The 22,599-nt window shown below is 68.0% G+C and carries 18 protein-coding genes and 1 pseudogene; 7 read left to right on the top strand and 12 right to left on the bottom strand.

Annotated elements, in window-relative coordinates; translation table 11 throughout:
* Positions 1 to 29: 29 nt before the first annotated feature.
* Complete coding sequence (locus tag ACZY08_RS22590) at positions 30 to 368, top strand: RNA polymerase-binding protein RbpA (protein ID WP_454790612.1); 339 nt, start codon at positions 30 to 32, stop codon at positions 366 to 368.
* A gap of 80 nt (positions 369 to 448) precedes the next feature.
* On the opposite strand, the pseudogene lnt reads toward ACZY08_RS22590, so the two are convergent.
* The 5 genes and pseudogenes from lnt to cobN form a co-directional block, all read right to left on the bottom strand.
* Positions 449 to 2,803 (bottom strand): annotated as a pseudogene (gene lnt / locus ACZY08_RS22585) (apolipoprotein N-acyltransferase); the annotation flags it as partial.
* Between the two features lie 358 nt (positions 2,804 to 3,161).
* Positions 3,162 to 4,757 carry an amidohydrolase gene (locus tag ACZY08_RS22580; RefSeq protein WP_463746843.1) on the bottom strand — a complete coding sequence of 532 codons (1,596 nt, stop codon included), beginning with the start codon at positions 4,755 to 4,757 and terminating at the stop codon, positions 3,162 to 3,164.
* Positions 4,758 to 4,773: 16 nt separating this feature from the next.
* Positions 4,774 to 5,280, bottom strand: a complete 507-nt coding sequence (locus ACZY08_RS22575) for an FxsA family protein (protein ID WP_463746842.1) — start codon at positions 5,278 to 5,280, stop codon at positions 4,774 to 4,776.
* A gap of 48 nt (positions 5,281 to 5,328) precedes the next feature.
* Positions 5,329 to 5,712 carry a PPOX class F420-dependent oxidoreductase gene (locus ACZY08_RS22570; RefSeq protein ID WP_463746841.1) on the bottom strand — a complete coding sequence of 128 codons (384 nt, stop codon included), beginning with the start codon at positions 5,710 to 5,712 and terminating at the stop codon, positions 5,329 to 5,331.
* A 37-nt stretch (positions 5,713 to 5,749) separates the two neighbouring features.
* The gene (cobN, locus tag ACZY08_RS22565) at positions 5,750 to 9,412 is read right to left on the bottom strand and encodes a cobaltochelatase subunit CobN (protein WP_463746840.1); all 3,663 of its coding nucleotides are present in this window, start codon (positions 9,410 to 9,412) and stop codon (positions 5,750 to 5,752) included.
* A 353-nt stretch (positions 9,413 to 9,765) separates the two neighbouring features.
* Here cobN and cobG point away from each other — a divergent pair, with 353 nt between their 5' ends.
* The 5 genes from cobG to ACZY08_RS22540 all read left to right on the top strand — a co-directional run bounded on the left by cobG (position 9,766) and on the right by ACZY08_RS22540 (position 14,871).
* Positions 9,766 to 10,884 carry a precorrin-3B synthase gene (cobG, locus tag ACZY08_RS22560; protein WP_463746839.1) on the top strand — a complete coding sequence of 373 codons (1,119 nt, stop codon included), beginning with the start codon at positions 9,766 to 9,768 and terminating at the stop codon, positions 10,882 to 10,884.
* A gap of 9 nt (positions 10,885 to 10,893) precedes the next feature.
* Complete coding sequence (locus ACZY08_RS22555; protein ID WP_036451160.1) at positions 10,894 to 11,520, top strand: precorrin-8X methylmutase; 627 nt, start codon at positions 10,894 to 10,896, stop codon at positions 11,518 to 11,520.
* Complete coding sequence (locus ACZY08_RS22550; protein ID WP_463746838.1) at positions 11,517 to 13,061, top strand: precorrin-2 C(20)-methyltransferase; 1,545 nt, start codon at positions 11,517 to 11,519, stop codon at positions 13,059 to 13,061. Before ACZY08_RS22555 ends, ACZY08_RS22550 begins: the two co-directional genes overlap by 4 nt.
* 95 nt (positions 13,062 to 13,156) lie before the next feature.
* Positions 13,157 to 13,813: a TetR/AcrR family transcriptional regulator gene (locus tag ACZY08_RS22545; RefSeq protein WP_463746837.1), complete on the top strand. Its 657-nt coding sequence runs from the start codon at positions 13,157 to 13,159 to the stop codon at positions 13,811 to 13,813.
* Positions 13,810 to 14,871, top strand: coding sequence for a phosphotransferase family protein (locus ACZY08_RS22540; RefSeq protein ID WP_463746836.1), 1,062 nt, complete (start codon positions 13,810 to 13,812; stop codon positions 14,869 to 14,871). The genes ACZY08_RS22545 and ACZY08_RS22540 overlap by 4 nt, the downstream gene beginning before the upstream one ends.
* Before the next feature lie 10 nt (positions 14,872 to 14,881).
* On the opposite strand, the gene ACZY08_RS22535 is transcribed toward ACZY08_RS22540, so the two are convergent.
* The 5 genes from ACZY08_RS22535 to ACZY08_RS22515 all read right to left on the bottom strand — a co-directional run bounded on the left by ACZY08_RS22535 (position 14,882) and on the right by ACZY08_RS22515 (position 19,954).
* Positions 14,882 to 16,423, bottom strand: a complete 1,542-nt coding sequence (locus tag ACZY08_RS22535; RefSeq protein ID WP_463746835.1) for an adenylate/guanylate cyclase domain-containing protein — start codon at positions 16,421 to 16,423, stop codon at positions 14,882 to 14,884.
* A gap of 19 nt (positions 16,424 to 16,442) precedes the next feature.
* Positions 16,443 to 17,183 (bottom strand): cobalt-precorrin-6A reductase, encoded by a 741-nt coding sequence (locus ACZY08_RS22530; RefSeq protein ID WP_463746834.1) that lies wholly within the window; start codon positions 17,181 to 17,183, stop codon positions 16,443 to 16,445.
* Entirely contained in the window at positions 17,183 to 17,938 is a 756-nt protein-coding gene (gene cobM, locus ACZY08_RS22525) for a precorrin-4 C(11)-methyltransferase (protein WP_463746833.1), read from the bottom strand. Before cobM ends, ACZY08_RS22530 begins: the two co-directional genes overlap by 1 nt.
* On the bottom strand, positions 17,935 to 19,113 hold the full coding sequence (gene cbiE, locus ACZY08_RS22520) for a precorrin-6y C5,15-methyltransferase (decarboxylating) subunit CbiE (protein ID WP_463746832.1): 1,179 nt from the start codon (positions 19,111 to 19,113) through the stop codon (positions 17,935 to 17,937). The genes cobM and cbiE overlap by 4 nt, the downstream gene beginning before the upstream one ends.
* A 64-nt stretch (positions 19,114 to 19,177) precedes the next feature.
* A complete protein-coding gene (locus tag ACZY08_RS22515) occupies positions 19,178 to 19,954 on the bottom strand; it encodes an SDR family NAD(P)-dependent oxidoreductase (RefSeq protein WP_463746831.1) in 777 nt (258 codons plus the stop codon).
* Between the two features lie 35 nt (positions 19,955 to 19,989).
* On the opposite strand from ACZY08_RS22515, the gene ACZY08_RS22510 reads away from it, so the two are divergent.
* Positions 19,990 to 20,415, top strand: coding sequence for a F420-dependent biliverdin reductase (locus tag ACZY08_RS22510; RefSeq protein ID WP_463746830.1), 426 nt, complete (start codon positions 19,990 to 19,992; stop codon positions 20,413 to 20,415).
* Here ACZY08_RS22510 and ACZY08_RS22505 read toward each other — a convergent pair.
* Together ACZY08_RS22505 and ACZY08_RS22500 are read right to left on the bottom strand one after the other, a co-directional pair.
* The gene (locus ACZY08_RS22505) at positions 20,412 to 21,014 is read right to left on the bottom strand and encodes a DUF305 domain-containing protein (protein WP_463746829.1); all 603 of its coding nucleotides are present in this window, start codon (positions 21,012 to 21,014) and stop codon (positions 20,412 to 20,414) included. The genes ACZY08_RS22510 and ACZY08_RS22505 overlap by 4 nt on opposite strands.
* Positions 21,011 to 22,591 (bottom strand): LVIVD repeat-containing protein, encoded by a 1,581-nt coding sequence (locus ACZY08_RS22500; protein WP_463746828.1) that lies wholly within the window; start codon positions 22,589 to 22,591, stop codon positions 21,011 to 21,013. The genes ACZY08_RS22505 and ACZY08_RS22500 overlap by 4 nt, the downstream gene beginning before the upstream one ends.
* Positions 22,592 to 22,599 lie beyond the last annotated feature (8 nt).

The following is a 22,599-nucleotide window of genomic DNA, read 5'->3' as shown; positions in this document are numbered from 1 at the left end:
GACAAAACGCCGAACAAGGAGTGTTGACGATGGCTGATCGCGTCCTGAGAGGCAGTCGCCTCGGAGCCGTGAGCTACGAGACCGACCGCAACCACGACCTTGCACCGCGTCAGGTCGCGCGCTACCGCACGGACAACGGCGAGGTGTTCGACGTTCCGTTCGCCGACGACGCCGAGATTCCCGGCACCTGGCCCTGCAAGAACGGCATGGAGGGCACGCTGATCGACGGCGACGTGCCGGAGCCCAAGAAGGTCAAGCCGCCGCGTACCCACTGGGACATGCTGCTGGAGCGTCGCTCCGTCGAAGAGCTCGAGGAGCTCCTCAAGGAGCGCCTCGACCTGATCAAGACCAAGCGTCGCGGCAGCTGAGCCTCGCATAGAAAAACCGCGATATGCCCTTCGTGGGCATATCGCGGTTTTTGCGTCTTCAGCTAGCGCACCACGCCTCGGGCGCGGTCCAGGCGCCCACGGATCCCCCACTCCGCGACCTTGAACATCGCCTCGCGGATATTGGAACCACTCATCTTGGAGACCCCGAGCTCACGTTCGGTGAACGTGATGGGCACCTCGACGACCTTGAACCCGTTGTTGATCGCGCGCCAGGTCAGGTCGATCTGGAAGCAGTAGCCCTTGGAATCCACCGCGGACAGGTCGATCTTCTCCAGCACCTCGCGCCGGTACGCGCGGTACCCGGCGGTGATGTCGTGGATACCGACACCCAGCAGGAGCCGCGAATAGGTGTTGGCGGTCTTCGACAGCACCAACCGTCGGACCGGCCAGTTGCGCACGGTGCCGCCGGAGACATAGCGCGAACCGATCGCCAGATCCGCGCCGGCATCAACCGCGTCCAGCAGCCGGTTCAACTCCTCGGGCGCGTGACTGCCGTCGGCGTCCATCTCGACCAGGACCGAGTACCCGCGACCCAGACCCCAGGCAAAACCGGCCAGGTAGGCCGCGCCCAGGCCCGCTTTGCTGGTCCGGTGCATCACGTGTACGCGATCCGGGTCGGCCAGGGCCAGCTCATCTGCCAGCTTGCCGGTGCCGTCGGGGCTGCCGTCGTCGACCACCAGGATGTGCACCTCGGGGCTGGCGTGGTGCACACGCCCGACGATCAGCGGCAGATTCTCCCGCTCGTTGTAGGTGGGGATGATCACCAGGGTGCGCTGACTCGGGCGTTCACCGTCCCGGCGAGGGCTGGATTCCCCCGGCCGCTGCGCTCCCTCACCAGAGACTGTCATGTGGCTCCTTCATCGTCGCGGGCCTTCGCCGGTGCGACGCCTCAACATTCTTTGCACGAACCCTCCATTGTGCAGTATTGCGGCCAGCAACGCCCCAAATCCAATCGTGACCAGCACCACCTGCAAGGTGGGTCCCCACTCGGTGGCGGGCGTCAGCTCTGATTTCAGCCTGATCTGGCTGTCCAGATAGGCAGGCTGGAAGAACTCGGTGCGAGCCAACTCACGTCCGTCCGGCGCGATGACCGCACTGATCCCGGTGGTCCCGGCGACCACGACGTAGCGATCGTGCTCGACGGCCCGCAGTTTGCCGAATGCCAACTGCTGAGCGCTCATGTTCTCGTCGAACGTCGCATTGTTGGTGGGCACCGTCAGCACCTGGGCACCGCTCAGGACCGATTCTCGGGCGGCCCGGTCGAAGATCACCTCCCAGCAGGTGGTCACCCCGATCGGCACGCCGGCCGCGTGTACGACGCCGTTGCCCTGACCCGGCACGAAGTAGCCGGCCCGGTCCGCATACGACGACAGGTGCCGGAAGAAACTGCGCCACGGCAGGTACTCACCGAAGGGCTGCACGATCTTCTTGTCGTGACGCTCGCCGGGCCCGTGTTCGGGATCCCAGACGATCACGGTGTTGGTGGCCACCGGGTTGTCCGCGGTGTAGCCGTCGGCCTTGGTGACGGCTCCCACGAGAATCGGTGCGCCGATGGTGTCGGCCGCCGCGGTGATCTGGGCCGCGGCGTCGGCATTGGCCAAGGGATCGATGTCGGAGGCGTTCTCGGGCCAGACCACGAACATCGGCTGCGGTGCCCGGCCCGCGCGCACGTCGTCGGCCAGGCGCTGCGTCTCTTTCACGTGGTTGTCGAGCACTGCACGGCGCTGGGCGTTGAACTCCAGCCCGAGCCGCGGCACATTGCCCTGCACGGCGGCGACGGTGACAGTCTGCTCATCGCCCGCGCCGGTTCCGGAATGACGAACCTGCGGCCACAGCAGTGCAGTGGCCAGCAGCACCACAGTGATGCTCAGACCCGGCAGCATGACCGCGGGCGCCGGGAAGCCCGGCTTGTGGCCGTGATGCCACCACTGCACGATCTCGAGCGCCAGCAGCGTCAGACTGAAGCCGACGAGTACCACCGCGAACGACAGCAACGGCGCGCCGCCCCAGCGCGCGAGGGCCAGCAGCGGCCCGTTGGTCTGGCCGAATCCGAGTACTCCCCAAGGGAATCCGCCGAACGGCACGGTGGATTTCAGCCATTCCTGGGTGCCCCACAACGCGGCGAACCACAACGGCCAGCCCGGCAATCGTCTGACGATGACCGCCGCCAGGCCGAAGAATCCGCAGAACAGCGCCTCCATGGCCGACAGTGCCAGCCACGGCACCGCGCCGACGAGACCGCTGATCCACGGCAGCAGCGGGATGTAGAACGTCAGGCCGAAGAGGAATCCGTAGCCGAAGCCGCCGGCCCGGGTGGTGGATTCGAGGGTCAGCACCCAGCCGATCAACGCCACTCCGACGAAGGCCGCCCACCACCATCCGGTCGGCGGGTAGCTCAGGCACAACGCGAGTCCTCCGCCGGCCGCAGCGCTCAACTGCGCCCAACGCCGCGCCGCGGCGCGTCCGAATCGCGACGCCCAGACGGTCACCACGGACCAACGGTCAGGTGTGCCCGCAGCGGTCAGGCGGTACTCGAGCTCCTCGGGCTCCTCGTCGGGATCGATGTCGGCCACCGGATCTCCGGTGACTCCCTCGTCCAGTTCGTCGAATGACTCGTCGTCGAGCGCGTCGAGTTCGGCGAGCTCGTCGTCCTCGATGGCTGGGATCACGTCGGTGATCTCGGTGGGTTTCGGCCGTGAGCGGCCTGGGCCATCGTGCCGCGAGCGGCCTGGGCTCACCGGTCGCGGGCGGCCCGATTTGTCTCTGGGACGGTCATTGCCCATGGATGACGACACCCCGGTGAACAGTCTGACGACAGCGCGGCAGCGCGGCATCGGGCGCCAACCGCGGCAGTGCGGGAACCCGTGATCGCGGATCGGTGGACCACCGCTGGACGGCGTTGGCCGGCGCGCTGACCTCCAGGTCGTCGGCCTCCCAGACTGCGTAACTGGCCGGGGCACCAGGGGTGAGTGTCCCGGTGACGCCATCGCGCACCCCGCCGGCCCGCCAGCCTCCGCGGGTGGCCGCAGCGAACGCTGCACGAGCCGAAATGGCACTGCCCGCGCTACGGTGCGACACCGCGGCACGCACGGTCTGCCAGGGATTCATGCTGGTAACCGGGGTGTCTGAGCCGAAAGCGAGGGGCACGCCTTCGGATGCTAACAGCGCAAACGGGTTGAGCCGGTGAACTCGGTCAAGCCCGAGACGCTGGGCGTACATGCCGTCTTCTCCGCCCCACAGGGCATCGAAGTTGGGTTGCATGCTCGCCATCACGCCCCAGGCGCCCAATCGAGCGGCCTGCTCGGCGTCGACCATCTCCAGATGCTCCAGGCGGTGACCGCAGCGCGCCACTGCCGGACCCCCGAGCCGCTCCACCACGGCCTGGAAACCGTCTACGACCGTGGCGACAGCGGCATCACCGATCACGTGGAATCCGGCCGGGATCCCGGCCTCCGTGCAGGCCTGGACATGCGTGGTGACGGCGTCGGCGTCGAGGTAGCGGTTGCCGCACGTATCCGGAGCGTCGTGGTAGGGCTCGTGCAGCCATGCGGTGTGTGAGCCGAGGGCACCGTCGACGAACAGGTCTCCGGCCAGACCGCGCGCCCCGGTCTCGGCGAGCAGGTGGCGGGCGTGCTCGGCGTCGTGGGCCGGTTCGCCCCAGTAACCGACGACCTCGACACCGTGCTGCAGAGCCTGCAGTTCCTGCCAGTCAAGGAGGCCGCCGATCTGCGGCCCCGCGCACTCGTGGACCGCGGCGATCCCCATCGCGGCCGCGTGATCGAGTGCCGCAACGCGGGCGTCATGCCGTTGTTGCCGGGTCAGCTGCTCACGCGCGGCCGCGCGCACCAAATGATGCGCCTCGGCGCTCAGCGGGCGTTGCGGATCGAACCCGGCCGCCTCGGCCAGCGCAGGCGCCAAGCGGCGCAGTGCGGTGCTGGCGGCGGCCGAATGCACGTCCACCCGGGCCAGATAGGCGGGCCGGTTCCCCAGCACCCCATCGAGATCCCCGGTGCTCGGTCCGGTGCGCTCCGGCCAGCCCGACTCGTCCCATCCGTGCCCCCACACCGGCCCGTCCGGATGCCGACGGGCGTATTCGTCCAGCAGCCGCAGGCAGTCTGGCAGCGAGGTGGCCCCGCGCAGGTCCAGGCCGTGCAGATTCAGCCCGGTGGCGGTCAGATGCACGTGGCTGTCGACGAATGCCGGGGCGACGAACCCGCCGTCGAGGTCGACGATCTCCGCGTCGGGAAACTGTGACCGGCCGACTTCGTCGGTACCCAGCCACGCCACAACCCCGCCGCGCACGGCGAGTGCCGTCGCGTCGGGATAGCTGGGGCTGTGGATGCGCCCGTTGATCAGAAGTGTGGTCAAACTGTTCGGCTGGCGGTTAGGCCTTGGGAGGCAGGCGGAACGGATCGACGTCGTGAACATCGTCGGAAACGTCGATTACTTCGCCGTCAATGTAGTCGCCTGTCCCCCGTGGATAACCGGCGGCACCGGTCGCTGCGCCGAAACCGGCGGGCGCCGCGACTATGAGCGGCATCCGTCGGGCGACCAGACCCGTGAGTACCGGCCGCGCGGCCGCCCGCGTGGGCGGCAGCAGCAACAGTGCGCCGACGGCCGAGCTGGCCAGTCCGGGAATCACCACCAACACGGTGCCCAGGGCTACCAGCACGCTGTCGGACACGGCTCCATGAGCATCGGACAGGCCACCTGAGAGGCCCGTGCGCAGCCGGCGGATGTGCCGGTTGAGCTGTGAACCCGCCAATGCCAGCCCGATCACGAACGACGCCGACAGCAACAGCACGGTGTAGCCGAACCCGATGGTCGTCACCAGGGCGACCATCACCGCCATCTCGACCAGGAGATAGATCAGAAACAGCCGCTTTGCCATGCTCGGTCAACGGTTGGGCGGGCGGTTCGGTTCCTGACAGGTTCGATCTCAGTTCACTGGCTTCAGCAGGAGCGAAACGTTGTTCTGCATGCCGCCGCGCAGTTTGGAGAAGACGTTGAACGTCTTGCCCAGCAGACCGTAACGCTTGCCGATCGCGTCGTAGGTGGCGCCGTTGGCCGATTTGGGCAGGATCTCCGCGACGGCCTCGACCGCTTCGCTCTTGGGATTGCCGCGCACGTCACACGCCGCGACCGTCACCCGCGGCGTGTTGCCGATCCGTTTGACCTTCCAAGACGACTCCTGGGTGATCACCACCAGCCCGTCGGCTGACGGCGCGGCCCAGATCGCGGTCGGTTTGGGCCTGCCGTCCTTGGTGAACGTGGTCAGCAGAACGTAGTTGGCCTTGGCGACATCGGCGAAGGTGAGAGCCATGCGCTGAATCTACTGCCCGCCGGACATCTACCGCCCCCTAGCCTTCCAGCTCACCTTCGGTTTCCAGCAGCACCTGCCGGAGCCCGTCGAGGGTGGCCTGCTCGGGCTGGGCCCACATACCGCGGCCGGCGGCCTCAAGCAGTCGCTCTGCCATACCGTGCAATGCCCACGGGTTGGATTCGGACATGAACTTGCGATTCTCGTCGTCGAGTACGTACTCAGCCGAGAGCCGTTCGTACATCCAGTCGGCCATCACGTGTGCGGTGGCGTCGTATCCGAAGAGATAATCGACGGTGGCCGCCATCTCGAAGGCGCCCTTGTAGCCGTGCCTGCGCATCGCGTTGATCCAGCGCGGGTTGACCACCCTGGCGCGGAAGACGCGGTTGGTCTCCTCGGACAGCGTGCGGGTGCGGACCGCGTCGGGGCGGGTGTTGTCACCGATGTAGGCGGCCGGGGCCTGCCCGGTCAACGCCCGCACGGTGGCCACCATGCCGCCGTGGTACTGGAAGTAGTCGTCGGAGTCGGCGATGTCGTGTTCGCGGGTGTCGGTGTTCTTGGCTGCCACCGCGATTCGCCGGTACGCCCGGTTCATGTCATCGGCAGCGGGTGCGCCGTCAAGTCCGCGGCCGTAGGCGAATCCGCCCCATGCCGTGTAGACCTCGGCCAGGTCGGCGTCGTCGCGCCAGTTGCGGCTGTCGATCAGCTGCAGCAGACCCGCGCCGTACGTTCCCGGCTTGGACCCGAAAATCCTTGTGGTGGACCGCCTTTGATCGCCGTGTTCGGCCAGGTCGGCCTGCGAGTGAGCGCGCACGTAGTTGTCCTCGGCCGACTCGTCGAGGCCGGCCACCAGCGCCACCGCATCGTCGAGCATGGTGACCACGTGCGGGAAGGCGTCACGGAAGAACCCGGAGATGCGCACCGTGACATCGATGCGCGGCCGGCCGAGTTCGGCGAGGTCGATGGGCTCCAGGTTCACCACCCGGCGCGAGGCGTCGTCCCATACCGGGCGCACACCCAAGAGGGCGAGTACCTCGGCGATGTCGTCGCCGGCAGTGCGCATGGCCGAGGTCCCCCACACGGACAGGCCCACCGACTGCGGCCAGCGGCCGTAATCGGTGCGGTAACGCTCCAACAGTGAATCCGCCATCGCCACACCGGTTTCCCAGGCCAGCCGCGACGGGACCGCCTTGGGATCCACCGAGTAGAAGTTGCGCCCGGTGGGCAGCACGTTGACCAGGCCGCGCAACGGCGATCCCGACGGCCCGGATTCGATGAAGCCGCCGGCCAGGGCGCGCAGCACCTGGTCGATCTCGCTCGCGGTACCGGCCAGCCGGGGCACCACCTCGGTGGCGGCGAACCGCAGGATCCGGGCCACCTCCGGGTTGTCGGTGATCTTCTCCACCGCAGAAGCGTCCCAACCGGACTCCTGCAGCGCCGCCACCAATTCACGCGCGCCGGCCTCGGCGGCGTCAACGGCCGTACGCTCGTCACTGCCATCCTCGATCAGCCCCAGTGCCTGACGCAGGCCCGGCACGGTCTGCTCACCGCCGAACAGCTGCCGGGCGCGCAGGATGGCCAGCACCAGGTCCAGTTCGCCTGAACCGGAGGGCTTCTGCCCCAACACATGCAGGCCGTCGCGGATCTGGACATCCTTGATCTCACACAGCCACCCGTCGACGTGCAGCAGCATGTCGTCGAACGAGTCCTCGTCCGGGCGATCCTCCAGGCCCAGGTCGTGGTCCATCTTGGCGGCCCGCATCAGCGTCCAGATCTGTTGGCGGATGGCCGGCAGCTTGCCGGGATCGAGGGCCGAGACGTTGGCGTGTTCGTCGAGCAGCTGCTCGAGTTTCGCGATGTCACCGTAGGTTTCGGCGCGCGCCATAGGCGGGATGAGGTGATCGACGAGGGTCGCGTGCGCTCGGCGCTTGGCCTGGGTGCCCTCCCCTGGATCGTTGACCAGGAACGGATAGATCAGCGGTAGGTCGCCGAGCGCCGCGTCGGTGCCGCATGCCGCGCTCATGCCGAGCGTCTTGCCGGGCAGCCATTCCAGGTTGCCGTGCTTGCCGAGATGCACCACCGCGTGCGCACCGAACGAATCGGGGAACGAGGAGTCCAGCCAGCGGTAGGCAGCCAGATAGTGGTGGCTGGGCGGTAGGTCGGGATCGTGGTAGATGGCCACCGGGTTCTCCCCGAAGCCGCGGGGCGGCTGCACGATCAGCACCACGTTGCCGGCCTGGATGGCCGCGATGACGATCTCCCCCTGGGGATCACGGCTGCGGTCGACGAAGAGCTCACCCGGCGGTGGGCCCCAGTGCTTCACAACGGCGTCGGCGAGTTCGGCCGGCAGGGTGGCGAACCAGGCTCGATAGTCCTTGGCGGGGACCCGAATCGGATTGGCTGCCAGCGCCTCGTCGGTGAGCCAGTCCGGATCCTGCCCGCCGCGTTCGATCAGGGAGTGGATCAGTGCGTCACCGTCGCCGGAGGCGACAATTGTGGCGAGGTCGCCGGATCCGCCGATCTTGGCGAGGTCGCCGGATCCGCCGATCTTGGCGAGGTCACCCGGCGCGGCGGCCTCACCGATGTCGTAACCGGCATCGCGCATGGCGCGCAGCAGCGCGACCGCGCTGGCCGGGGTGTCCAGGCCGACGGCATTGCCGATGCGGGCATGCTTGGTCGGATAGGCCGAAAACACCACGGCCACGCGCTTTTCCGCAGCGGGAACGGATCGCAGCCGGGCGTGACGCACCGCCAGGCCGGCGACTCGGGCGCAGCGCTCGGGGTCTGCCACATACGAGATCAGCCCTTCGGAGTCGATCTCCTTGAAGGAGAACGGCACCGTGATGATCCGGCCGTCGAACTCGGGAACGGCGACCTGCGTGGCGACGTCCAGCGGCGACATCCCGTCGTCATTGTCCGACCACTGGTCCCGGGAACTGGTCAGGCACAGTCCCTGCAGGATCGGAATGTCCAGTGCGGCAAGGTGAGCGACGTTCCATGAATCGTCGTTGCCGCCGGCGCCGACCGCTGCCGGGGTGGCGCCTCCGGCGGCGAGCACGGTGGTGACGAGCGCGTCGGCGGTGCCGAGCAGCTCGAGGAGTTCGGGTTCGGCAGTGCGCAGAGACGCGCAGAACACGGGCAACGCGCGGCCGCCCGCCTGCTCGACGGCATCGCATAGCGCCTCGACGTAAGCGGTGTTCCCGGCCAGTTGCTGGGCGCGGTAGTAGAGGACGGCCACCGTCGGTCCAGCGGAAGCGGCGACGGCGGGGCGCTCCAGGACACCCCAACTCGGGGTGGCCACCGGGGCCGCGAAGCCGAATCCGGTCATCAGCAGGGTGTCGGAAACGAACGAGTGGAGATTCGCCAGGTTCTCCAGACCACCCTGCGCGAGGTAGATGTGGGTTTGCAGGGCCGCACCCTGCGGGGCGGTCGAATGTCCCATCAGTTCAGCGTCGGGCGACTGCTCACCACTGACCACGACCGTCGGCAGGCCACTGGCCACCACGGTGTCGATGCCGTCCTGCCAGGCCCGGTAACCGCCGAGGATGCGGATCACCGCGATGTCAGCACCGTCGAGAAGCTCCTCGAGCTCACCGCTGACCAGCCGTGACGGGTTGGCCCAGCGATAGCGGGCCCCGCTGGCGCGGGCAGTGATCAGATCGGTGTCCGAAGTCGACAGCAGCAGGACAGTGGGAGCAAACACCCCCCATTCGTACCGCACCGGCTACCCGATCGGGGTAGCCGGTGTGTACGGACAGGCCGGGTCAGGGCTGGGTTTCGCCGAACCGGTTGTGCCATGACTGCCGGTACGGCGAGCCCGCCGTCGCAACCAGCACCAGGACGAATGCAGTGAACGCACCGAATGCGAGCATCGATTGCTCCTTTCATCAGAGCCTATGGTCAAGCTTTAAAACTTCCCGGTACCGGTGGTCCCGGGAATGCTCCTAAACGGTACGACCGACGGCGCCGAAAATCGCCGATCTGTAAGCGACCGAACAGGTTTCCGAGCCTGTGACCGATGTCACAGACGACAGTGAAAGTAAGATGGCGGTCGATATGACCAGGACCCGCGATCAGGACGCCTGCCCCGGCGCACTGACGGTGCACCAGGCCGCCGACGGCGCCCTGGTGCGGATTCGACTCCCGGGCGGGATGGTCACCGCCGCCCAATTGACGGCGCTGGCCGAAGTGGCTGAGCAGTTCGGCTCTCCCGCAATGGAACTGACCTCTCGCGGCAACATCCAGATCCGGGCAGTGACCGATACCGACGCAGCCGCGACGGCACTGGCCGGCGCCGGTCTGCTGCCGTCACCGACACATGAGCGGGCCCGCAACATCGTGGCCTCGCCGTTGTCCGGGCGTTCCGGCGGCGTCATCGACATCCGCTCCCTGGTCACCGAGCTCGACGAGGCCATCCAGGCCGACCCGTCCCTGGCCGGGCTGCCCGGCAGGTTCTGGTTCAGCCTGGACGACGGGCGGGGCGACGTGTCCGGGATCGACGCCGACGCCGGTGTGCACGCGCGGGACGACGGCCGGTACGCACTGCTGCTGGCCGGGCGCGACACCGGGGTCCGACTGGACACCGGTGACGCGGTCGCCACGTTGATCACAGTGGCCAGACGATTTGTCGAGATCCGCGGAAATGCCTGGCGGATAACCGAACTCGATGACTTGTCGGCGCTGTTGGACGGCTTGACCGCCGATGCCGAGGCCGGAGCCACCTGGCCACCGACAGTGACGCCGCCGGTCGGCTGGATCGAGCAGCGCGACGAGCGGGTGACACTGGGAGCGGCCGTGCCGCTGGGGGTACTGCAGGCCCGGACCGCCCAATTCCTCGCCGCGATCGAGGCTCCGCTGGTGATCACCCCGTGGCGTTCGGTGCTGGTGTGCGACGTCACCGACGGCGTCGCGGACGCGTCCCTGCGCGTGCTCGCACCACTGGGGTTGGTGTTCGACGAGAACTCGCCGTGGCTGCGGGTCAGCGCCTGTACCGGCAGCCCCGGGTGTGCCAAATCCGCCACCGATGTGCGTGCCGACGCCGCCGAGGCGGTCCGCAGCCCCACAGAGGCGCACCGCCACTTCGTCGGCTGCGAGCGGGCCTGCGGCAGGCCAGCCACCGCCGAGGTCCTGATCGCCACCGAGGACGGATACCGGCTGCGTATCGCGCCCCCGTAGGGTATGCGCGTGCTCGACTACATCCGTGACGCCGCCGAGATCTACCGGCAGTCATTCGCGACTATCCGCGCCGAGGCGAACCTGTCGCGCTTCCCCGACGATGTGTCGCGGGTGGTCGTCCGGCTGATCCATACCTGCGGCCAGGTGGATGTCGCCGATCATGTGTCCTACACCGACGATGTCGTGACCAGGGCGCATGCCGCGCTCGCCGCCGGCGCCCCGGTGCTGTGCGATTCATCGATGGTCGCGGCCGGGATCACCCGATCTCGTCTGCCCGCCGACAACGAGGTCGTCTCGCTGGTCGCCGATCCCCGCGCCCCGGAGTTGGCGGCGAAGTTGGGATTCACCCGCTCGGCGGCCGCCGTCGACTTGTGGGCCGACCGCCTCGGTGGCGCGGTAGTGGCGATCGGCAACGCGCCGACGGCGCTGTTCCGGCTGCTGGAACTGCTCGACGAGGGCGCGCCCGTCCCGGCGGCGGTGCTGGGCGGACCGGTCGGTTTCGTCGGGTCGGCGCAATCCAAGCAGGAACTGATCGAGCGCCCGCGTGGCATGTCCTATCTGGTGGTGACCGGCCGGCGCGGTGGCAGCGCCATGGCCGCGGCCGCCGTCAATTCGATTGCGAGTGAGCACGAGTGAGTACAACGGCGACAGAACGTGGAACCCGCGGAACCCTCTACGGCGTCGGGCTGGGCCCGGGCGACCCGGAGCTCGTGACCGTCAAGGCGGCCCGGCTGATCGGTGCTGCCGACGTGGTGGCCTACCACAGCGCCAGGCACGGCAAGAGCATCGCCCGAGGTATCGCCGAGCCTTATCTACGGGAAGGCCAGCTCGAGGAACACCTCGTGTATCCCGTCACCACCGAGACCACCGAGCATCCCGGCGGCTACGTCGGCGCAATGGAAGATTTCTACGCCGCCGCCGCCGACCGCATTGCCGTACACCTGGAGGCCGGCCGCGACGTGGCACTGCTGGCCGAGGGTGATCCGCTGTTCTACAGCTCCTACATGCACATGCACACCCGCCTCACCGAGCGGTTCGACGCCGTCATCGTTCCCGGCGTCACGTCGGTGAGCGCGGCCTCGGCTGCCACCGGTACCCCACTGGTGCAAGGCGATGACGTGCTGACGATCCTGCCGGGCACCTTGCCCACCGCGGAACTGGAGCGCCGCCTGGCCGATACCGACGCGGCCGTTGTGCTGAAACTGGGCCGCTCGTACAGCCGCGTGCGCGAGGCGTTGTCGTCGACCGGACGCCTGGATGAGGCGTACTACGTCGAGCGGGCCAGCACCGATCGGCAACGGGTGTCGCCGGCCCGCGACGTCGGCGGCGATGACGGCGAAGCCGGCGACGAGATCAAGGTGCCGTACTTCTCACTGGCGATGGTGCCCGGGCGTTCGCGGTCCACCTCATCGCAGGGCAGTGTGGTGGTCGTGGGCCTCGGGCCGGGTGACTCGGACTGGATGACCCCGCAGAGCCGCCGCGAACTGTCCGCTGCCACCGATCTGATCGGTTACGGCCCGTACCTCGATCGGGTGGGAGCCCGTGCCGGGCAGCATCACCACGCCAGCGACAACACCGATGAGCCCGCCCGCGCCCAGCTGGCCTGCAAGCTGGCCCAGGAAGGCCGCACCGTCGCAGTGGTCTCGTCGGGCGATCCCGGCGTCTTCGCGATGGCGACTGCGGTACTCGAAGAGGCCAAACAGTGGCCCGGCGTAGAGGTCCGGGTGATCCCTGCGATGACGGCGGCCCAAGCGGTCGCCAGCCGGGTCGGCGCCCCCCTCGGGCACGACTATGCGGTGATCTCCCTGTCCGACCGGCTCAAGCCGTGGGACGTGATCGCCGAGCGTCTCACCGCCGCAGCCAAGGCCGATCTGGCACTGGCGATCTACAACCCGGCGTCAAAGTCGCGGACCTGGCAGGTGGGCGCCATGCGCGAGTTGCTGCTGGAGCATCGCGACCCGAGCACCCCGGTGGTGGTCGCACGTGCGGTCTCCGGCGCCCAGGCCGGCCCCGGCGAGCGGGTGTCCGTGGTGCGACTGGCCGATCTGGATCCGGCTCAGGTGGATATGCGCACCATGCTGATCGTCGGTTCGTCGCAGACGCAGTGGTACACCGGTTCGGCCGCCGGCGACGCCACCGAGGACCGGGTGTTCACCCCGCGCCAATACCCCGGCTGACCTCAGCGCTGACTTGCGTCGAATTTTGTTGACTGCTGTCAGAATGACCGATAGTGTCCGGCGTCACACCCTCTGAAAATGGGAGGCCGGCCACCATGCCGACGGCACCACAGGGCGCACCCGCGCGGTCACCGGTTGACCGTCGGCAACCGCAACGCAGCGATCAGCGCCGCACCGCGATCCTGACGGCACTCGACGAACACCTCAGGCAGACCGGGTTCGACTCCCTCAACATCGCCGAGGTCGCCCGGGAGGCCGGGGTGGGACGCTCGGCCTTCTATTTCTATTTCGAGAACAAGGCCGCCGCGGTGGCCGCATTGCTCGAACCGATGCACGAAGCTCTGCTGGCGGCCAACACCATCCTGGCCAACACCGCTGCGCCGCCCCGATCCCGGGTGCGCGACACGCTTGAGGCGGTGGCGCGGACCGCCGAGGAACACCGCTATCTGTTCCAGGCCATGTGGGAGGCCCGCGCAGCCAACAGCGCCGTCCGGGACATGTGGAACGGGGCCCGAGAGTCGTTCGTCCCCACCGTCGCCGCCGTGATCGCCGCCGACCGGGCCGCCGGACGTGCCCCCGACGGCCCAGAGCCACGGGTGCTGGCCAGCCTGCTGATGGAACTCAACGATCGTCTGGTGGAACGGATCATCGTCGGTGGGCCGCTGACCCGCCGGCAACTATTGGAAGGTGCAGAAGCGATGTGGATGGGCACGATTTACGGCACGATCCGCGAAACCGGAGAATCTCGATGACGGCCGCGGTGTCCATCCCGAGCAGGCCCGCCGAGGTCACCGCCGGTTGGTTGTCGAATATCCTTGGTGCCGAAGTGGATTCAGTGCAGACCGAGCCGATCGGCACGGGCCAGACCGGTGCCACCTACCGGGTATCGGTCACCTACCGCGACGACGCCGGCCTGCCCGGTACCTTCGCGGTGAAGCTGCCGTCTCAGGACGAGACCGTGCGTGACCGCGTCAGCATCGGCTACCGCTCCGAACACGCCTTCTACACCAACGTGGCCGACCACGTGCAGATCCCGACCCCGCACTGTCACCATTGCGAGATCGCCGGCGAGGGAGCCGATTTCGTCCTGCTACTGGCAGATATGGCGCCGGCCGAGCAGGGTGATCAGATCGCCGGATGCACACCGGCCGAGGCGAGGCTGGCCGTGTTGGCCCTCGCCGATCTCCATGGGCCGACCTGGGCCGACCCGCGCTGGGCGAACTTCCCCGGTATCGCCATGCCCAAGCCGGAACCCGACTCGGCCAAGGGCTTCGGGGATATCGCCAAGATGGCGGCCGACATCACGCTGGACAAGATCGGCGCCCGCCTGGACACCGAGGACCAGGACACCATGCGCGCGGCGATGTCGGTGGTCACCCCGTGGCTGCTGGCGGAACCGGACCGGTTCGCCATCCTCCACGGTGACTACCGCCTGGACAACATGCTGTTCGACCCCGACCGCACCCGGATCACCGTGGTGGATTGGCAGACCCTCGGTTCCGGCCTTCCGGCCCGTGACCTGTCGTATTTCACCGCGACCAGCCTGGATCCCGCTGTCCGGGCCGCCGCCGAAGCCGACCTGGTCGACGCCTACCACGACCGGCTGCTGACGCACGGCGTCACCGGATATGACCGCGAAACATGTTGGCAGGATTACCGTCTGGGAATGCTGCAGGCGCCGCTTATCACCGTGCTCGGCACCGCATTCGCCAACTCCACAGAGCGCGGCGACGACATGATGGTCGTGATGGCGCAGCGCGGCTGCCAGGCGATCCGGGAGCTCGGCACACTCGATCTGATCAACGCCTGATCCTTGGGGGTCAGGTGAAGTTGGCCCGGGGGGTTACCCGGGCGATCCCGCGCATGATCCGAGGCGCTCTCCTCGCCATCACCGCCATCGCGTGATCGGATCGGCGCATCGTGGGCCTGGGCCCGGGGGTCGGCACCGAAGCCAGTTCCGCCTCCGCTGTCCCGGCCCGCGCGCCGTGGCGATCGACTGCCAGAAGTCTCCAGGTGCCCGGCACGCCACGCAGCTCGACGTCGCCGCGGTCCTCGAAACCGGTTCCCGAGCCCACCACCAGATCGCGGACGGTGCTGGACACCAGAATCTCCCCCGCACCGGCCTGCCCGAGGATGCGCGCCGCGATATGGACCGCGATTCCCCCGATATCGCCGTCCAGCAGTTCGCATTCGCCGGTGTGGACGGCGGCGCGAATCTCGATGGCCATGGTCTCGGTCTGATCGCGTAGAGCCTCCGCGCAGCGAATGGCTGGTGTCGGACCGTCGAATGTGGCGAGGTATCCGTCGCCGGTGTTCTTCACCACGATGCCGCCGAATCGACCGGTCAGGTCGGCGGTGATATCCCCCATCCGGTGGAGCACCGCACGCCAGCGTTCGTCTCCGGTGGCTGCGGCGTGCTGTGTGGAGGCGACCATGTCGGTGAACAACACCGTGCGCAGGGCGCGATGCGACTGCGACGGTGCAGCATGGCAGCCGGTGAGGAATTCCTCGATCTCGCTGGTGATCTCGTCGGGGTTGGCGATCCAGGGAGCATGGTCGGTGCCGTCCACCTCGAGCATTCGCGCGCCCGGGATGTGGTCGGCGAGATACCGCCCGCCCTGGATGGGCACGAGGTCACCGGTGGCATGGATGACGAGGGTGGGCGTCGTGATTGTCGACAGGATGGATCGGACGTCGATCCGGAACAACGCTTCGAGCGTCGCGCGCGCCATACCCGGGCTGGCGCTCATCCGCTCGATCATCCCGAGCTGGCGGACCGACCCAGCGGCCGGGAGCAAGCGTTTGAGTGCGGCACCGGTGCCCCACGCCGAGCCGCTGGCGCGCCCGAACTCCTGAAAATCGTCGAGCTGCCCGGTCGAGGGCGTGTACTCCGCGCCCATCTCGGTCAGGATCCGCGCGTGCAGCTCCGACGGGTCACGGTCGAAATCGGCCCACTCGGTGATACCGGAGTACGCGAAGGTGCCGGTGAGGATCAACGCCCGGGTGCGTTCGGGCCGGGTTGCCGCGAACAACATGGCCGCTGGGCCGCCTTCACTCAACCCGAACAGCACAGCACGCCCGAATCCCGCGGCGTCCATCACCGCCTCGATCTCGGCTGCCCGCTCGTCGAGCGTGCGCACCTGAGGGACGGGATCCGACAGACCCACACCCGCCTTGTCGAACAGCAGGACGCGGCAGAACGTGGAGAGCCGCTCCATGAAGGCCTCGAACTCGGGCATGGTCCAGAACATCTCGAGGTGGCTGACGAACGACCCGGCATAGACGAGCTCGACGGGTCCGTCGCCGAATACCTGATAGGCGAGACTCAGACCGCCGCACGGTGCGTATGACGTCTCCGCCACGATCTGGAGCCTACTGCTGTCAGGTGCTGCAACCTGCGCTTTTGACCCGAACCCAGCCTGCAGCTTCCTCGACGGTCGCCACTGTGTGCACCCCCGGCGGCAGCGGCGGCCGGTCCACCATCACCACCGCCACCCCCGCCGTCTCGGCGGCCCGCAGCTTGGGCTCGGTCATTGCGCCGCCGCTGTTCTTCGTCACCAGCGCATCGATACGGTGCTCGCGCAGCAACGCCAACTCCCCGTCGTAGTCGTACGGTCCGCGCGACAGCAGCAACTGGTGATCGGCAGGCAGGGTGTCGGGGTCGGGCGGGGTGACGGCACGAATCAGAAACCAGGCGTCGACGTTTTTGAAGGCCGCTGTCCCGGACCGTCCGGTGGTCAAAAATATTCGCGAATAGCCGTTGGCCGTCACAGTTTCGGCTGCTTCCCGGTCCGATGCCACCACGATCGCGGTTCCCGGCGCCCAGGCCGGCCGGGCCAGCACCAGATGGGGCAGCTGAAGTTCGGCGCACACCTGCGCCGCGTGTGCGGTGATGGTGGCCGCGAACGGATGGGTCGCGTCGACCACGGCATCGGCGCGTTCGTCGATCAGCCATTGCCGCATACCGGCCACACCGCCGAACCCGCCGATGCGCACCGGCCCGACCGGCAGCGCCGGATCCGGAACCCGGCCGGCCAGGGAACTGATCACCTCGACCTGCGGGTGCAGCACCGCGGCCAGCGCTCGGGCCTCCCCGGTGCCGCCGAGCAGCAGAACTTTCATCAGTGGGTCGCCCCGCGACGTCGATCCGATGAGTACAAATAGCTGTCGGAAAACCCTTCGGCGGCAAGCACATCACCGACGACGATCACCGCCGTCTTGGTCACCGCGGCAGCATGCATCTGCGCGGCGATGTCGGCGAGCGTGCCGCGCAACACGATCTCCTGCGGCCAGCTGGCGAATGCCACCACGGCACAAGGGGTTTCGGGTCGGTATCCGCCGTCGATGAGTTGCGGCACGATGTGGTCGATCTGGGCCGCGGCCAGGTGCAGCACCAACGTGGCTCCCGGGGCCGACAACGTGCGGAGATCCTCACCCTCGGGCATCGCCGTGGACAGCGTGGCCACCCGGCTCAGGGTGACGGTCTGCGCGACGCCGGGCACGGTGAGCTCGCGGCCCAGTGCAGCCGCCACAGCGGCGAAAGCCGGTACGCCGGGGACGATCTCGTACGTGATTCCCAGCTCGTCCAGCCTCCGGCACTGCTCGGCCAGCGCACTGTAGATCGACGGATCACCGGAATGCAGCCGTGCCACATCCAGGCCCGCCTTGTCCGCGGCCACCAATTGGTCGATGATCTGGTCCAGGTTCAGCGGGCCGGTGTCGACGACCTTCGCCTCGGCCGGGCACAGCGCCAACAGGTCGTCGGGCATGATCGACCCGGCGTACAGGCACACCGGGCAGCTGCCGAGGAGTCGCGCGCCGCGCACGGTGATGAGATCGGCGGCGCCCGGGCCGGCGCCGATGAAGTACACCGTCATGGCTTCACCACCGCCCACTGGGTGACGGGCAGCGCCGGGCGCCAGCCGGTGAACCCACCGATCGCCCCGCCTTGGTAGTGCTGATAACGCCGCACCTCGCCGCCTTCCTTCGAATACCACTGCGCGACAACTGCTTCTGACTCCAGCGTGACCGCATTGGCCACCAGCCGCCCACCTGAGGGCAGGCGGTCGAAACACGCCTGCAGCAGTCCGGGTTGAGTGACGCCGCCGCCGATGAAGATGACGTCGGGCTCGGGCGCACCGTCGAACGAATCAGGGGCGCCACCCCGTACATCCACCCGGACCCCGAAGGCCGCGACATTGCCGAGGATCCGGTCGCGGCGCTGCGCATCGCGTTCGAATGCCACCGCCGCACATCCCGGTGCGCTGCGCGACCATTCGATCGCGATACTGCCCGACCCTGAGCCGACATCCCACAGCAGTTCCCCGGGACGCGGCCCCAGAGCCGCCAGGGTGACCGCCCGGATGGACTGCTTGGTCAGCTGCCCATCGTGGGCGAACACGTCGTCAGGCAACGCCTGTGCCCGGCGATCGTCGGGCCGGTAGGCCACCGCCACCACGTTGAGATCGTCGATTCCGGCCGGACCGGCGGTAGCCCAGTCTGCCGCGATGCCGTCGTGGCGGCGCTCCCCCGGCCCGCCCAACTGCTCCAAGACCGTCAATTCCGAATCACCCCGGCCGGATTCGCTGAGCAGACGCGACAGCGTGGCGGGCGTCTGCGCGTCGCGGGACAGTACGATCGCTTGGCCACCGCGACGCACCGCGGTGTGCGGCTCGGCCGTCACCAGGCTGATCACTTCGGTGTCGGGCACCGTCCAGCCCATCCGGGCACAGGCCAGCGTCACACTCGACACGTGCGGCAGCACCCGCACCCGCTGCGCGCCGAACAACCGGATCAACGTCGTGCCGATGCCGTGCAGCAGTGGGTCCCCGCTCGCCACCACATGCACGTCGCCATCGCCGAAGAGCGTCGGCAGCGCGGGCAGCATCGGCGACGGCCATTCCCGTCGCTCCGACGTCACGCTGTCGTCGAGCAGTTCCAACTGCCGCGGCGAGCCATACACCACGGTGGCGCTCGCCAGCTCGTCACGCGAGGTCTGCGACAACCCGGACATCCCGTCGGCGCCGATGCCGACCACGGTGATCGACCCCATCACCGGAGTCTTCTCTCTTCGCGCAAGCGGCTCATCTGCCCTCTGTTCTTCGCGCAAGCGCTCATCACCGCGGCATCCTGCGCCAGATCGGCCGCGGCACAAACCGCGTCACAAAGATCATCGGTCGGATCACCCACGGCACCCACACCGCACTCTTGCCCCGGGCCAGCGCCTTGGCGGTGGCATCGGCCACCTGAGCCGGCGTGCTCGAGAACGGCGCCGGCTCCATGCCCTCGGTCATCCGGCCGATCACGAATCCGGGCCGCACGATCAACAGTTGCACGCCGGTTCCGTGCAGGGCGTCGCCCAGGCCGGAGGCGAACGAGTCGAGGCCGGCCTTGGCCGAACCGTAGACGTAGTTGGCGCGGCGGGCCCGGGCGCCCGCGATCGAGGAGAACACCACGAGCCGCCCCCGGTCCGCGGCGCGCATGCGCTGGGCGAGGACGGTGAGCAGGCTGACCTGGGCCACGTAGTCGGTGTGCACGACGGCCGCCGCGTGAGCGGGGTCGGCCTCGGCCCGGTCCTGATCTCCCAGCACCCCGAACGCCAGCACCGCTGTACCGATCGGACCGTGGGCGGTTTCGATCGCCTCGATGACACCCCTGTGGCCGGTGAGGGCGTCGGCGTCGAACTCGCACGTGTGCACCTCGGCGGCCCCGGCCGCCCGCACCGCGGCGACCTGCGCATCGAGGTGGTCGGCGCGACGCGCGGCCAGCACAATGACCGCCCCGGCCGCGAGCCGCACCGCGAGTTCGACACCGATCTCGCTGCGGCCGCCGAAAATCACCACGACACGAGGATCCGTGCCTGCAAACCCGGCCGTGTCTGCTGTGTCCTCCATGGCAGCGATTATGTCCTGCGCTAGCGTGGACCCCGATGGCTACATCTCGTGGCAAGGCAACCACCAAGCTCACCAGCGAAGCACTGGCGTTTCTCACCGAACGTCACCTGGCCATGCTGACCACGCTGCGCTCGGACAACTCGCCGCACGTCGTGGCGGTGGGTTTCACGTTCGATCCCAAGACACACATCGCCCGGGTCATCACCAACGGCGGCTCCCAGAAAGCGGTGAACGCGCACGAGCGCGGGATCGCCGTGCTCAGCCAGGTCGACGGCGCGCGCTGGTTGTCGTTGGAGGGCAAGTCCACCGTGCGCAGCGAAGCCGATGCGGTCCGCGATGCCGAGCTGCGATACGCCCAGCGCTACCGCACGCCGCGGGTGAATCCCCGTCGCGTGGTGATCGAGGTACGGATCGAACGCGTACTGGGTTCTTCGGAGCTTCTGGACCGCAGCGAGGGTTAGCCAGGCGCGTCGAGCATCAGGGTCATCAGCTGGATCTCTTCGGTCTGTTCGGTGACCATGAGGCTTGCGGCCCGGCGTACGGCGTCGTTATCGCTGTGCTGAAATGCATAGCCCGCCATGGTGATTCCGCCCTGATGGTGGCGCGTCATCAGTTTCAGGAATTGCGTCTCGTTGTCGGGGCCCGTGCTGCGCTGCAGGCGGGCGAGATCCTCGGGTGTGGCCATACCGGGCATGACCGTCGCGTGCTCGTGGTGATCCGTACCTTCGTCCGACATCCAGGCCATCGGCTGGGTGGACGACGGCGCCGCACCGGCGAGTTGAAGCCAGCCGGTCATCTGTCCGATTTCGACGAGCTGGGTGAAGCGGATCTGTTCGGCGAGCGCCGTGACCTCCGGCGAAGCGTCTGCGGCCAGCATGTCGGTCATCGTGACGGCCTGCTGGTGGTGCGCTGTCATGTCTTGGGCGAAGCCGATTTCCAGCGCCGAGAGGACCGGTGGCCGGGGGTGGTCGCGGTCCATCACCGCAGCGCACAGGACGGCACCCGCCACAGCGGCGACGACGGCCATCACAAGGGCACGAAGAGCGCGGCGGACGGTCATCGTGGCGGGTACACCGACCGGTCGAGGCGCAGTGTCATGAAGCCGTTGTCCGAGCACGTCACGTACAGCAGATCGCCGCGGAATTCCGGTGGGGACATACACCAGTCCGCCGAGAGGTCCAGCCCGATGATCCGGCCGTCGCGGACGATGTCATCGCCGTTGATCTGGCCGTTGAGGATGGCGTGGGCCACGGCGATGACGCTGCTGGCCGGCGGCACCACGATGCCGCCGAAGCGCACATGCTGAGAGTTCGGGAGCTGGTCGTTCTTCCCGGTCTGGGCCGGTGGGTTGAAGTAGGCGATTTCGTGGACGTTGTCGGGATCGCGGACGTCGAATACCCGGATCCCGGATTGCGCCCACCCACACGCCAACGCCTGGGGGTCTTGCCGGCGGTCGACGCTGCAGTAGTGGGATTCATAACCGAAGGCTCCGCTGCTGGAGGCGCTGGCGGCCCATCGGTCGAGGTTCTGCGGCAGGTTGATGTCTAGTTTGACGGTGGTGCGCAGCTTCAGGTCGGAGAAATCGGAGGCGTCGAAGAGTTTGACCCCACCGGAGCCGAACTCGTCGACGTTGAACAGGTGTGGCACCCCGTCGTAGGTGACGTAGATGCTGTGTTGGCTGATCAATCCGTCATGCCAGTGTTTGTACCCGCGACTGGGTAACAGCTGGTGCATGGTCGTACCCGGTGCTGCTCGGTCCTGTACGGCGGAGGTGTCCAGCACGTTCAGCCCGGCTGCGGTGGACATGAACATGGTGTCGCCGTCCGGGGTGAAATCCATGCCGTGGCTGGCGAAGCCCGCCGGTGCGCTCCACACCACCCCGGGGTCGGTCGGATCGGAGACATCGACAGCGCTGGCCCAGATCTGGCCGGAAGCCCAGTATGTGTTGCCGTCGGGCGAAAACCCGCCTTCGTGGGTGAGCATCGGAATCCGCACCCCGGGCAGCGATCCACGGCCCTCGTTGAGCAATCGGGGATGCGCGCAGTCGGTCGCGATGTCGTAGATGGAGATGTACCCGAGCCCGAACAGAAACGGCACCCCGGTCCCGGCCAGCAAACCGCGGGTTTCGTTGACCTTCAATGATTCCCACGTGCCGTTGACCATGGCGGGTTGATCGAGCATCACGGTGGGACGGGGATGCGCCGGATCGGAGACATCGACCACCTGGACCCCGTCCGTGTGCGGGAAGGTCGAACCGATGTAAACGCAGTTCTTGTATGCCGCACTGGTCCAGCCGGCACCGGGCCCCTGGTACTGGCCGACCAGATCGATGTTGCAGTTGTAGCCCAATGTGCTGCGTCGGGAATCGCGATCCCCGACGGGCACCTCACCCTGCAGACCGGTCTCGACACGATCGCCCGGGCGACACGTCGCCGCCGCCACCGCGGTTGACCAGACGTCGTTGTTCGGGTCGAAACCCGGGGGCAGGCCTGCCCAGGCGGGCGAGGCGGCGCAGATGAGGACAGTCAGGAGGGTCGCGCACACTGCCGCCCACCGCAGCGCCGCGGTGTGGCTGTGGCCGGCCGGCGAGGTGCCGGCGCCGAAGCGCTCGCAACGAAATCCGTCGTTCTCCCCCATCGCCGCAA

This window comes from Mycobacterium sp. IDUB_9 (assembly GCF_055419505.1).
This window is presented reverse-complemented; position numbering and strand designations above follow the sequence as displayed.